At 64.7% G+C, this 12,959-nt stretch carries 10 protein-coding genes; 6 read left to right on the top strand and 4 right to left on the bottom strand.

The window, feature by feature from the left end:
• The first annotated feature begins 27 nt into the window (after nucleotides 1–27).
• The 5 genes from parE (at nucleotide 28) to RIN61_RS09285 (ending at nucleotide 6,581) form a co-directional block, all read left to right on the top strand.
• Entirely contained in the window at nucleotides 28–1,932 is a 1,905-nt protein-coding gene (parE, locus tag RIN61_RS09305) for a DNA topoisomerase IV subunit B (protein ID WP_015272020.1), read from the top strand.
• Entirely contained in the window at nucleotides 1,929–2,915 is a 987-nt protein-coding gene (locus tag RIN61_RS09300; protein WP_112253699.1) for an esterase-like activity of phytase family protein, read from the top strand. The genes parE and RIN61_RS09300 overlap by 4 nt, the downstream gene beginning before the upstream one ends.
• On the top strand, nucleotides 2,912–3,430 hold the full coding sequence (locus RIN61_RS09295) for a retropepsin-like aspartic protease family protein (protein ID WP_112253698.1): 519 nt from the start codon (nucleotides 2,912–2,914) through the stop codon (nucleotides 3,428–3,430). The genes RIN61_RS09300 and RIN61_RS09295 overlap by 4 nt, the downstream gene beginning before the upstream one ends.
• 10 nt (nucleotides 3,431–3,440) lie before the next feature.
• Nucleotides 3,441–5,699 carry a DNA topoisomerase IV subunit A gene (parC, locus tag RIN61_RS09290; RefSeq protein WP_112253697.1) on the top strand — a complete coding sequence of 753 codons (2,259 nt, stop codon included), beginning with the start codon at nucleotides 3,441–3,443 and terminating at the stop codon, nucleotides 5,697–5,699.
• A gap of 171 nt (nucleotides 5,700–5,870) precedes the next feature.
• Nucleotides 5,871–6,581, top strand: a complete 711-nt coding sequence (locus RIN61_RS09285) for a PqiC family protein (RefSeq protein WP_112253696.1) — start codon at nucleotides 5,871–5,873, stop codon at nucleotides 6,579–6,581.
• Nucleotides 6,582–6,759: 178 nt separating this feature from the next.
• On the opposite strand, the gene RIN61_RS09280 is transcribed toward RIN61_RS09285, so the two are convergent.
• Nucleotides 6,760–8,223 carry an AhpA/YtjB family protein gene (locus RIN61_RS09280; protein ID WP_313856837.1) on the bottom strand — a complete coding sequence of 488 codons (1,464 nt, stop codon included), beginning with the start codon at nucleotides 8,221–8,223 and terminating at the stop codon, nucleotides 6,760–6,762.
• Nucleotides 8,224–8,358: 135 nt separating this feature from the next.
• Between RIN61_RS09280 and serB the strand changes: the two genes are divergently transcribed.
• Nucleotides 8,359–9,573 (top strand): phosphoserine phosphatase SerB, encoded by a 1,215-nt coding sequence (serB, locus tag RIN61_RS09275; RefSeq protein ID WP_166674312.1) that lies wholly within the window; start codon nucleotides 8,359–8,361, stop codon nucleotides 9,571–9,573.
• 46 nt (nucleotides 9,574–9,619) lie between these two features.
• Here the strand turns inward: serB and asd are convergent, their stop codons facing one another.
• From asd to RIN61_RS09260, 3 genes are read right to left on the bottom strand one after another with little or no spacing between them, the layout of a single operon-like run.
• On the bottom strand, nucleotides 9,620–10,483 hold the full coding sequence (gene asd / locus RIN61_RS09270) for an archaetidylserine decarboxylase (RefSeq protein WP_215520481.1): 864 nt from the start codon (nucleotides 10,481–10,483) through the stop codon (nucleotides 9,620–9,622).
• Nucleotides 10,484–10,492: 9 nt separating this feature from the next.
• The gene (locus tag RIN61_RS09265; RefSeq protein ID WP_112253692.1) at nucleotides 10,493–11,302 is read right to left on the bottom strand and encodes a rhodanese-like domain-containing protein; all 810 of its coding nucleotides are present in this window, start codon (nucleotides 11,300–11,302) and stop codon (nucleotides 10,493–10,495) included.
• Nucleotides 11,303–11,346: 44 nt separating this feature from the next.
• Nucleotides 11,347–12,882, bottom strand: a complete 1,536-nt coding sequence (locus RIN61_RS09260) for an HDOD domain-containing protein (protein ID WP_313856831.1) — start codon at nucleotides 12,880–12,882, stop codon at nucleotides 11,347–11,349.
• Nucleotides 12,883–12,959 lie beyond the last annotated feature (77 nt).

The raw sequence follows: 12,959 nt of genomic DNA, 5'->3' as shown, positions 1-12,959 counted from the left end.
CATTCACCAGACTGACGACGAGACCCTATGGCCACTCCCAGCGCTAGCGCCTATAACGCAGACGCCATCGAAGTCCTCTCGGGCCTTGACCCGGTCCGCAAGCGGCCGGGCATGTACACCGATACCAGCCGCCCAAACCACCTGGCCCAGGAAGTCATCGACAACAGTGTCGACGAAGCCCTGGCCGGGCATGCCCGTTCGGTGCAGGTCATCCTCCATGCCGACCACTCGCTGGAAGTCAGCGACGATGGCCGCGGCATGCCGGTGGACATCCACCCGGAAGAGGGCGTTTCCGGGGTCGAACTGATCCTCACCAAGCTGCACGCCGGCGGCAAGTTCTCCAACAAGAACTACCAGTTCTCCGGCGGCCTTCACGGCGTGGGCATCTCGGTGGTCAACGCCCTGTCGACCCAGGTGCGCGTGCGCGTCAAACGTGACGGCAACGAATACCAGATGACCTTCGCCGATGGCTTCAAGGCCAGCGAGCTGGAAGTGGTCGGCTCGGTTGGCAAGCGCAACACCGGTACCAGCGTGTACTTCAGTCCCGACCCCAAGTACTTCGATTCGCCGAAGTTCTCCATCAGCCGCCTCAAGCACGTGCTCAAGGCCAAGGCCGTGCTGTGCCCGGGCCTGCTGGTCAGCTTCGAGGACAAGGCCAGCGGCGAGAAGGTCGAATGGCACTATGAAGACGGCCTGCGCTCCTACCTGGTCGATTCGGTCAACGAGTTCCAGCGCCTGCCCGACGAGCCGTTCTGCGGCAGCCTGGCCGGTAACAAGGAGGCCGTGGACTGGGCCCTGTTGTGGTTGCCCGAAGGCGGTGACAGCATCCAGGAAAGCTACGTCAACCTGATCCCTACCGCCCAGGGCGGCACCCACGTCAACGGCCTGCGCCAGGGCCTGCTGGATGCCATGCGCGAATTCTGCGAGTTCCGCAACCTGCTGCCGCGCGGCGTGAAGCTGGCGCCGGAAGACGTCTGGGAGCGCATCACCTTCGTGCTGTCGATGAAGATGCAGGACCCGCAGTTCTCCGGGCAGACCAAGGAGCGCCTGTCGTCGCGCGAGGCGGCTGCCTTCGTTTCCGGCGTGGTCAAGGACGCTTTCAGCCTGTGGCTCAACGCCCACCCCGAGTTGGGCATGCAGCTGGCGGAGCTGGCCATCAGCAACGCCGGGCGTCGCCTGAAGGCCAGCAAGAAGGTCGAGCGCAAGCGCATCACCCAGGGCCCGGCACTCCCCGGCAAACTGGCCGATTGCGCCGGCCAGGACCCGATGCGCGCCGAACTGTTCCTGGTCGAGGGTGACTCGGCCGGTGGCTCGGCCAAGCAGGCACGCGACAAGGAGTTCCAGGCGATCCTGCCGCTGCGTGGCAAGATCCTCAACACCTGGGAAGTGGACGGTGGCGAAGTCCTGGCCAGCCAGGAAGTGCACAACATCGCCGTGGCCATTGGCGTCGACCCGGGGGCCACCGACCTTGCGCAGCTGCGCTATGGCAAGATCTGCATCCTCGCCGACGCCGACTCCGACGGCCTGCACATCGCCACGCTGCTGTGCGCGCTGTTCGTCCAGCACTTCCGCGCGCTGGTCGAGGCCGGGCATGTGTACGTGGCCATGCCGCCGCTGTATCGCATCGACCTGGGCAAGGAAATCTACTACGCCCTCGACGAGGCCGAGCGTGACGGTATCCTCGATCGCCTGGTGGCCGAGAAGAAACGCGGCAAGCCACAGGTCACCCGCTTCAAGGGCCTGGGCGAGATGAACCCGCCACAGCTGCGCGAAACCACCATGGATCCGAACACCCGGCGCCTGGTGCAGCTGACCCTGGACGATGTGCAGGCCACCTGCGAGCTGATGGACAAGCTGCTGGCCAAGAAGCGCGCGGGCGACCGCAAGAGCTGGCTGGAAACCAAGGGCAACCTGGCCGAGGTCATGGTTTGATTCCGCGGCTTCTGGCTGCCTGCCTGGCGCTGGTTGCCCTGCCGAGCCTGGCGGGCAACTGGCCAGAGTTGAAGCTGAGCGCCGAGCACCCGATCGAAGGCATGCGCGGTGGCAACCTGTCTGGCCTGGTGGAATGCCGGGGCGGGCTGTGGGGCGTGTCCGACCGCGACGACGACCGCATTTACCGCCTTGACCAGCAGAACGCCACCTGGCGCGCACAACCGCTCACCTTCACGCCGCCGCCGGTGCCGGAAAGCGGCCTGCCGTGGGGGCTGAAGTCGCGCAACTGGGCGGCTTCGTACATTCGCGGTGGTGAGCTGGATTTCGAAGGCATCACCTGTGACCAGGCTGGCAACCTGTACCTGGTCAGCGAGGCCCATGCTGCCGTACTGCAGCTACCGCTGGAGGGCAAGCCGGACTGGTTGAAGATCGACCCGGCGATGGTGCGCCAAGCCCGGGCCAGTGGCATGCTGCTGAACTTCAACGCCTTGTTCGAAGGCCTGGCTATCAACCCGGCGGGCGACCGCCTGTGGCTGGCCGCCGAGCGCGAACGGCGGGGCCTGGTGGCAATCGAGCGCCAGCAATCGGTGTGGACCTGCGGGCGCAGCTGCGTGCTGCTGAGCGAGGCTGGCGTCGAAATGCAACCGGCGCAGATGCCCAATGCCCAGGCGCTGTCGCGCGACTTCGCCGATCTGGCCTGGTTCGAAGGCAAGCTGTTCACCCTCGAACGCAACGCTTACAGGGTGTGCCGTCGCGATACTGACAGTGGCAAGGTCGAGCGCTGCTGGTCGTTCGCTGCCGATGCCCTGGTCGAGTCGCGCCGTTATCAACAGCCGTTCGGCTTGGCCGAGGCCCTGGTGATCGATGCCAAGGGCGCCTGGATCGGTGTGGACAACAACAACGGCGCCCGCGCCGATGGCGAGACACGCCCGATCGTCTGGCGCTTCGATGCGCCGGAAGGCGGATGGAGCGCCAAGCCATGAGCCAGGCACCGGGCAAGCGGGCTGGCAAGGTATTGATGATCGTCGCCTGGGCGGCGGCGCTGTTCCTTGCCACGCGTTTCTTCGGCCAATGGGAAGACAGCCAGCGCAACCCCAATGCCCAGGTGCAATCGTCGCATGGCGAAGGCTTCATCGAGGTGCGTCTGCTCGGCAACGGCCAGGGCCACTTCGTGGTGGATGGCGCGATCAACGGCCAGGTGGTGCATTTCATGCTCGACACAGGTGCCACCGACGTGGCCATCCCCGAGGCGTTGGGCCGCGAGCTGGGCCTGCAGCGCGGCAGCCCGGTGCAGCTCAGTACCGCCAACGGCCGTACCGAGGGCTACCGCACGCGCCTTGCGAGCCTGCAGTTGGGTGATATCCGCCTGCAGGACGTGCGTGCCATCGTGGTACCGGGCCTGGACGGGCAGACCGTATTACTGGGCATGAGTGCCCTGAAACAACTTGAATTTACCCAGCGCGGCGGCACCATGTTGCTGCGCCAGAACCTGAAATGACGAGGCCCGCATGAGCGACTCACTGGAACTCAGCCTGGACGGCGTGGAACGCCGCTCGCTGGCTGACTTCACCGAACAGGCCTACCTCAACTACTCCATGTACGTGATCATGGACCGCGCCCTGCCGCACATCGGCGATGGCCTGAAGCCGGTGCAGCGTCGCATCGTCTACGCCATGAGCGAGTTGGGGCTCGATGCCGATGCCAAGCACAAGAAGTCGGCGCGTACCGTTGGTGACGTGCTCGGCAAGTTCCACCCCCACGGCGACTCGGCCTGCTACGAGGCCATGGTGCTGATGGCGCAGCCGTTCAGCTACCGCTACACCCTGGTCGACGGCCAGGGCAACTGGGGTGCGCCGGACGATCCGAAGTCGTTCGCTGCCATGCGTTATACCGAAGCGCGTCTTTCGCGCTACGCCGAAGTGCTGCTCAGCGAAGTGGGCCAGGGCACCGTGGACTGGGTGCCCAACTTCGACGGCACCCTGCAGGAGCCGGCCGTTTTGCCTGCGCGCCTGCCCAACATCCTGCTCAACGGCACCACTGGTATCGCCGTGGGCATGGCCACCGATGTGCCGCCGCACAACCTGCGTGAAGTGGCCACGGCGTGTGTGCGCCTGCTCGACGAGCCCAAGGCCACCATCGAGCAGCTGTGCGAGCACATCCAGGGGCCGGACTACCCGACCGAGGCCGAGATCGTCACGCCGCGCGCAGAAATCCTCAAGATGTACGAAAGTGGCCGCGGTTCCATCCGCATGCGTGCCGTGTACCGCGTCGAGGATGGCGACATCGTTGTCACCGCGCTGCCGCACCAGGTCTCCGGGGCCAAGGTGCTGGAGCAGATCGCTGCGCAGATGCAGGCCAAGAAGCTGCCGATGGTCGCCGACCTGCGTGACGAGTCGGACCACGAGAACCCGTGCCGCATCGTCATCATCCCGCGCTCCAACCGGGTGGATGCCGATGAACTGATGCAGCACCTGTTTGCCACCACTGATCTGGAGAGCAGCTACCGGGTCAACATCAACATCATCGGCCTGGATGGCCGCCCGCAGTTGAAGAACCTGCGGACGATCCTGGTGGAATGGCTGGAGTTCCGCACCAATACCGTTCGTCGCCGCCTGCAGCACCGCCTGGACAAGGTGGAGAAGCGTCTGCACCTGTTGGAAGGTTTGCTGACCGCGTTTCTCAACCTGGATGAAGTCATCCACATCATCCGCACCGAGGAGCACCCTAAACAGGCGCTGATTGCCCGCTTCGGCCTGACCGAAATCCAGGCCGACTACATCCTCGAGACCCGCCTGCGTCAATTGGCGCGCCTGGAGGAGATGAAGATTCGCGGCGAGCAGGACGAATTGCTGAAGGAACAGGCCAAACTGCTGGCCCTGCTGGGCAGTGAGGCCAAGCTGCGCAAGCTGGTACGCAGCGAGCTGATCAAGGATGCCGAAACCTATGGCGACGACCGCCGCTCGCCGATCGTCGAGCGCGCCGAGGCCAAGGCCCTGTCGGAAAACGAGCTGATGCCGACCGAGCCGGTCACCGTGGTGCTGTCGGAGAAGGGCTGGGTGCGCTGCGCCAAGGGCCACGACATCGATGCCACCGGCCTGTCGTACAAGGCCGGCGATGGCTTCAAGGCCGCCGCCGCCGGGCGCTCCAACCAGTTTGCCGTACTTATCGACTCCACTGGCCGCAGTTACTCGCTGGCCGCCCATAGCCTGCCGTCGGCGCGTGGTCAGGGCGAACCGCTGACCGGCCGCCTGACGCCACCGCCCGGGGCTACCTTCGAGTGCGTGCTGTTGCCGGACGACGACGCGCTGTACGTGGTGGCTTCGGACGCCGGCTATGGCTTCGTGGTCAAGGGTGAAGACCTGCAGGCCAAGAACAAGGCCGGCAAAGGCTTGCTCAGCCTGCCCAACGGTGCCAAGGTCATGACCCCGCGGCCGGTGGCAAATCGCGAGCAGGACTGGCTGGCGGCGGTGACCACTGAAGGCCGCCTGCTGGTGTTCAAGGTCAGTGACCTGCCTCAGTTGGGCAAAGGCAAGGGCAACAAGATCATCGGGGTGCCGGGCGACCGGGTGGCCAGCCGTGAAGAATTCGTTACCGATCTGGCAGTGATTGCCGATGGCGCGACTCTTGTATTGCAAGCCGGCAAGCGTACCCTATCTCTGAAAGCGGACGACCTGGAGCATTACAAGGGCGAGCGCGGACGGCGCGGCAGCAAGCTGCCACGCGGGTTCCAGCGGGTCGATGGGTTGCAGGTGGAAGTGCCGGCATAACCGGTGAAATGTCTGGAACGGCAATTTCAGCGCCGTTCCGGGCAGAAATGCTGGAGTCGGACGGTTATTTCGCGGATGATATGGCCCTTGCGGTGCCGGCGTGGCCGTGTGCCCGTTTGAACCTACATGTATCACTGCGGTTGGCCTGTTGGCGACCGCCTGGATGGGATGATGAAATTTCTGCGCCTTCCATTTGCGCTGTTGATGACTGGCCTGCTGGGCCTTGGCGGGTGCACCATGCACCAGCCGGTTGCCCTGTACCAGCTCGACAGTGGTGATCCTGGCCAGCCTTCGCAGAGTGCGGGCATGGCCGTGGTGCTCGGCCCGGTATCGGTAGCCGATTACCTGCAACGTGAGACGTTCCTGCAGCGTCAGCCCGATGGCAGCCTGAGTTCGGCGACGGACGGTCGTTGGGCCGGTAGCCTTTCGTCGGATATCGACCAGCTGCTGGTGCGCCAGCTTGCCTGGCGCCTGGACAGCCAGCGTGTGGTGCTGGCCCCGGCGGCGGCCGGTTTCAACCCGGATGTACAAGTGCTGTTGTCGATCACGCGCCTGGACTCGGGCAAGGACCAGCCGGCCATCCTGGATGCCCAGTGGCGCCTGCTGGACCGCCGTGGCCACGTGCGTGACAACCGCATCGTTCACCTCGAGCAGCCACATGCGGGCAGCGAGGCGTCGCAGGTGCAGGCCCAGGGGCAATTGCTGCAGAAGCTGGCCGAACAGCTGAGCACGGCGGTCAAGCCGCTGGCAAACCAACCGGCGATTGCCGAAGAGTCGCCAAAGAAGCAGGCTGCTCCGGTTCAGGTAAAGAAGACGCCGGAGAAATCCAAGATCCCGATGGCTGCGCCGATTCGGACCGATATGGAAGTCTACCGGTTCTGATCGAACTGCCAGATACGAAAAAGCCCGCAACGATGCGGGCTTTTTCGTATCTGCTGTTTGTGTACTGCCTGTACCGGCCTCTTCGCGGGTAAACCCGCTCCCACAGGTACAACACAGGCCTTGGGGGCGGTGATATCCCTGTGGGAGCGGGTTTACCCGCGAAGAAGCCACCTCGATATCAGGCTCGGCGTTCGTGCATCCGCGCCAGTTGCCGCTCAAGCATCGACGGGTAGGGCTCCATCAGGCGCTCCACGCAGCAGGCGCCTTCGGGGCTGGCAATCGGGCGAATGCGGGCGCGCTGGCGAATCAGCGTGTCATCGCTGATCTGCCTCTCTACCAGCAACAGGTTGCGGCTGTGCTGCGACAGCGCCAGGGCGTCCTGGGCCTTTTCGGCCATCAGCAGGTCCACCAGCTCCAGCCCTTGCAGGTCATTGCCCAGGGCCAGGCCCAGTTGCAGCTGCAGGGTTATGCCGCTGTCCGCTACCTCGATCTGCAGGGCATGGCCCAGGGCGCGCAATAGCTCGCCGCAGCAGATGGCGTTGGTCAGATAGTCCTCGCCGCAGTCGCGGCTGTGGAACAACACCAGGGTGCTGCCGTCGTTGAGCGTGTGAGTTTCGCCGTCGTAGAGCGAGGCGGCGTGCTCCAGGCAATCCCGGTAGCGCTCGGTCAGTTCGGTCAGGCGTGTGCGCGGCAGGCGACGCAGCTGCTCCTGCGAACCCAGTTGCACGGCAAGCACGGCGCTGTACTGCGGCTCGTCGGATTCGATCACGGCGGCCTTGGGCGCGCTTTCGTCGTCCAGCAGGCCGGCGAAGGCTTCATCATCATCGTCATCATCGTCCGCCTGGGTGGCAGGCTTGGCGTGTGGTGCGGCCTTGGCTGCCGGGACTGCGTCGTGCAGGTCATCGAACTGCTCGTCGTCCTCTTCTTCAGGCTCCGGCTCAGGTGGCGGTGGCGGGGCCAGGCGCGCATGCAGCTGGCGGGCGATGTCGCCGATCTCGTCCTGCCGGTCGGTGGCCGGGGTATAGGGTTGCGGGTCGCGCAGCCACACCCGCAGCTGCAGCAATGGCAGAGTGATGAAGCGGCCCTGGCGCAGGCTCAAGGTCAGCGCCAGCACCAGCAGGATGGCGGCAAGTATGCCCATGCTCTGCAGGCTGATCAGCATCGGCTGCTGGAACTGGCTCATGTCCAGGCTGATGCGCAGTTGCCCGGCGGTCACATCCTGGAAGGTGATCTTGGTCTGGTACAGGCCTTCGGCCTCGCCCAGCAGGCTGTTGCGCGGGCGCTGCCCGGCTTCGGCGAGGATGCGGTTGTCCACGCTGTAGATCGCCGCATGGGCCACCAGCGGGTTCTTCACCAGGTTGCCGAGCAGCACGTTGAGGCTGAGGATGTCGTTGGCCACCAGCAGCTCGGTCGCCGAGGTGGCGGTCTGGGTAGTCAGGCTCTGGCCCAGGGCATCGGCCTGCTCGTGCATGGCCTGCTTGAACTGCAGGCCCATTACGCAGGCGTAGATCACCAACGCCAGCGCCACCAGGAATATGTTGGTGCAGGCGATGCGCAGTGCCAGCGGCACGCGACGTTGACTCAGGGCGCGATAGATCATCAGGAAGAAGTTGTCTGCTTTGACGGGCGTGGGCCGGTTCACTGAGCTCGGCTCTTAATGGCATGAAAGTGTGGGGCAGTATAGCGAGCCGGGTTTTGTCGGCAAAGTATCGTTGGCGCCCGATGGTCACGGAAAATCGGTAGAATGCGCATTTTTCATCGAAGTCGGAGCCAGGTTGTGCGCGAAATCGTCCTGATCAACATCACCGGTGAGGACCGTCCCGGTCTCACTGCGGCTATCACCGGCGTCCTGCTGCAGGGCGGTGTGAGCATCCTCGACATTGGCCTGGCAGTCATGCACGGTACCTTGTCGTTCGGCATTCTGGTCGATATCCCGGACAACGAAGTGGCAACTTCGCTGCTGCAGAGCGTGCAGGCCAAGGCCCACGAACTGAACCTGCAGGCCCGCTATACGCCGATTTCCGAGGCAGACTACCAGCATTGGGCCGATGGCCAGGGCGAGGCGCGCCACATCGTCACCTTGCTCAGCCGCAAGATCACGCCAGAGCAGCTGCAGCGGGTGAGTGCGGTAATCAGCCAGTACGGCCTGACCATCGAGCGCATCGAGCGCCTGTCGGCACGTGTGGCGCTGGATGCCGAGACCGACAAGGGCAAGGCGGCCATCGAAATCTCTGTGCGCGGCGTGCCGAGCGATGCCCAGGCGCTGCGTGCAGACTTCTTCGCCCTGGCTGAAGAGCTGAGCATCGACATTGCCTTCCAGAAGGACGACCTGTTCCGCCGCAACCGTCGCCTGGCGGTGTTCGACATGGACTCGACGCTGATCGAAGCCGAAGTCATCGACGAACTGGCCAAGGCTGCTGGCGTGGGTGAGCAGGTGGCCGCGATCACCGAGCGCGCCATGCGTGGCGAACTGGACTTCCGCGCCAGCTTCAAGGAGCGCATGGCGCTGCTCAAGGGCCTGGATGTGGGTGTGCTGGACGAGATTGGTGCGTCGCTGCGCCTGACCGAGGGCGCCGAAAACCTGTTCGCCGAACTCAAGCGCCTGGGTTACAAGACGGCGATCCTGTCCGGTGGCTTCACTTACTTTGCCCGCCAGGTGCAGGCACGCCTGGGCATCGACTATGTGTTCGCCAATGAGCTGGAAGTGGTCGACGGCAAGGTGACCGGTGTGGCGGTGGAGCCGATCGTCGATGCCCAGCGCAAGGCCGAGCTGCTGCAGAAGCTGGCCAGCGAAGAAGGTTTGCAGCTGGAGCAGACCATTGCCGTGGGTGACGGTGCCAATGACCTGCCGATGTTGTCGCTGGCCGGCTTGGGCGTTGCGTTCCGGGCCAAGCCGCTGGTGCGTCAGTCGGCCAAGCAGGCGATTTCCACGCTGGGGCTGGATGGGGTGCTGTACCTGCTGGGCCTGCGCGACCGCGACGCCCGCGGCTGATCTGCAAACTTGGGGCTGCGAAGCAGCCCCAAGTTCTATCAGGTAATCAAGCCTGCACAGGCACCGCCAACTGCTGCCCCATACGCACCGCAGAGCCGGCACCCAGCGTTTCCGCCCATTTCACCTGCTCCGGCCCGAACAGCACGATAGCGGTCGACCCCAGCTTGAAGCGGCCCAGTTCGGCGCCTTTCTCCAGGTGGATCGGCGCGCGGCTGGCTTCGTCGTAGCGGAAGGTTTTCAGTTCACGCTTGGGCGGCGTCACCAGCCCGGCCCATACGGTTTCGATCGAAGCGACGATCATTGCGCCAACCAGCACCACGGCCATCGGCCCGCGCTCGGTATCGAACAGGCAGACCACGCGCTCGTTGCGGGCGAACAGCTCGGGGACGTTCTCTGCGGTTGTCTGGTTGACCGAGAACAGGCGGCCCGGCACGTAGACCATCTCACGCAGGGTACCGGCCAGCGGCATGTGCACGCGGTGGTAGTCCTTGGGCGACAGGTAGATGGTGGCGAACTCGCCGCCCATGAACGGCGCGGCCATGGCCGGGTCACCACCCAGCAGTTCCTGCGCGCTGTAGCCGTGGCCTTTGGCCTGGAAGATGCGGCCGTGCTCGATCGGGCCGAGCTGGCTGACGGCACCGTCGGCGGGGCACAGGATGGCGCCCGGGGTCTCGTCCAGCGGGCGGGCACCTGGCTTCAGGGCGCGAGTGAAGAACGCATTGAAGTGTTCATAGGCGCTCAGGTCTTCGACCAGCGCTTCGCTCATGTTGACCTGATAACGCTTGGCGAACCAGGCGGTGAAGGCGTTCTTGAACCAGCGCACGCGGCACTCGGCGATGCAGCCGGCCAGCCGCGACAGCAGGTGGTGCGGCAGCAGGTACTGGCTGATGATGAACAAACGGGATTTCATGCAGGTTCCTTAGACTTCTACAGGCGTGTCCGGGTGGTTGCCCCATTCGCTCCACGAGCCGGCGTAGGCCTTGACGCGTGGGTAGCCGAGGGCCTTGGCCACCAGATAGGTGAAACCGGAGCGGCGGTGGGTCTGGCAGTGGGTAATCACTTCCTTGTCGGGGGTGATACCCAGGTTCTGCAGGACTTCGGCGATGTCCTGGCGAATGCGCAGGTGGTCGTTGAGGTCCATGCCGGCGGTCCACTCGAAGTTGATTGCGCCGGGGATGTGGCCGCCCTTGGCTGCCAGTACTTTCTCGCCGCTGAATTCCTGCGGGCCACGGGCGTCCCAGATGACCAGGTCGTTGGCGCCCAGGCGGCTTTGCAGGTACTCGCGGGTGGCGGTGGGCGAACTGTCGATGCGCAGGTGCACCTGTGTGTTGCCGCTGGCGGGTACCTCTGTGGAGAGTTTGTCGGCAGGCCAGGCCTGGATGCCGCCATTGAGGTAGTGGTAACGCTTGTGGCCGATCACATCGAGCAGCCAGATGAAGCGCCCGGCCCAGCCGCCGCCCTCATCGTCGTACACCACATACACGGCATCATCGCGGTGGCCGAGTTCGCTGAACAGTTTTTCCAGCTCGCCCAAGGCCGGCAGCAGGCCTGGTGCGGGGGGCTGGCCAAGCTGGGTACGCTTGCCTTCGACGAAGTGTGCGCCGGGGATATGCCCGCTGACATAGCGGTTGGCGCTGCTCAGGTCGACCAGGATCAGCTGTGGCGAATCCAGGCGCGGCAGCAGGTCCGCAGCTTCGATCACCAGGGGCAGGCCGGAAAAGTCAGTCATCCACGGTCTCCAGTGTGGAAAGAGGGCCGATTGTAGCGCAAGGCTCAGGCCTTGCGGTTGGCAAACACCGACAGCGCCCGTTCAGTGCACTGTGCGGTCTTGCCGAAGGCTTGCACGCTGACATCGGCCAGCGGCCGACAGCCCTGGTCAGCCACCATCAGCATCAGCACCTGATCGTTCACCGCCAGTGAGCGCAGCAATACGTGCTCGCTACGGAACAAGGCACGCAGCGGGGCCGGCAGCAGCGCCGAGAACTGGCTGTGGTTTTCCGGGGTGATGCGCAATTGCCCAGCCTGGGCCAGCAGCTTCTGCAGCAGTTTGTTCTGCGCCACTGGCAGCACCAGCGCCCCGGCTTCCTTGGGCAGGCCGGCCATCTGCTGCACGCGCAGCTGGTCGTTGGCCCTGTCCAGGCTCAGTAGCAGGATCCGCTGCATGCCAGCGGCCAGAAGGGCCTCGATAACCTGTGTGGCCAGGTGCACGCTGTTGGTAAACGGGCTGGGCTGGGCCAGAAGGTCCTGGCACAGCTTGCGCCAGCGTGCCAGTTCGTCGTTGGTCGGCGGTGGCGGAGCCAGCATGTCCGGGTGCGGGCGGCGCTGGTGCCAGGGCCAGATCAGCGCTTCGGCCGGGTGGAACAGGGCATGCTGGGCATGGCGGCGGGCGCTGGCCGCAGCCTGCTGGTGCACCTGTTGCTGTACGTCTTCCAGCGAGGTCTGCAGGTACAGTGCGGTCAGCAGCTGCCAGCGCAGCAGGTGCGGGTTGTCCCAGCCCACTTGTGCCGCCAGGGCCAGGTTGTTGGCCAGCAGCACGGTGTTGGCCGGCTGGTTGAACCAGCGGCGCAGGCCCGGCTCGGCGTCCAGGCGATGTTGCTGGCTTAGCAGGTCCTGGTCGCGGGCGATGCTGAGCACCTGGGCCAGTTGTTCGCGCTCTTCCAGCAGCAGGCGGTAACCCTGGGTCACCCATTGTGGCAGGCGCCAGTACTCCGCCATGGTCTGGCACAGTTCCATGATGCGCACGCCAAACAGTTCGTCCTCGACATGTGCGGCGTCTTCGCCCTTGTGGATAACCCGCAGTTCCCAGGTATCGAGCAGCTTGGGGTAGGCCAGCGCCAGCGGCCAGAGCGGCGACAGGAACAACAGGCTGCCCCAGTGGATTTCCTGCCACAGCCGTGCCAGACGGCTGGCGAACAGGCCGCTGGCTTGCTGCGAGGCGTGCTGGCTGATCAGCTGGAACTGGCACAGTACCGGCGGGATCTCTTCGACGGGCACTGCCGGGAGGCGCTTGAGCAGCTGCTCGCTGCGCTCCAGGCCCAGGCGGTTGAGGGCGACTTCCAGGCTTTCGGCGGGTTCTGCCAGGCTGGCATTGGTGGGGTGATTGGCTTCGCGCATCACCGACAGCACCAGTGCCGGGCTGTCCTGCATCAGTTCGGCGATATCGCGCAGCGAGCGGCGGCTATCGTGGATGGCCGCCATGACCCGGTCGTAGCTGTGCTTCGGCACGGGGATGCGAACACTCTCGAGCAGCTTTACCCAGGCCTCTAGCGTACGTGGAGCCTGAGCGGGCACCTTGGTTTCAATTGGCATTTTGACATCAGTCCGAACTGGCTTTTCGCATTGAGTGGCTATAGTCTGGCGCAGTTCTGCCGATAAGTAGAAGAAGA

Source organism: Pseudomonas inefficax (assembly GCF_032164165.1).
In the GTDB taxonomy this organism is placed as follows: Bacteria; Pseudomonadota; Gammaproteobacteria; order Pseudomonadales; family Pseudomonadaceae; genus Aquipseudomonas; species Aquipseudomonas inefficax.
The sequence above is the reverse complement of the archived record's forward strand: the minus strand, read 5'-3'. Positions and strand labels throughout refer to the sequence as shown.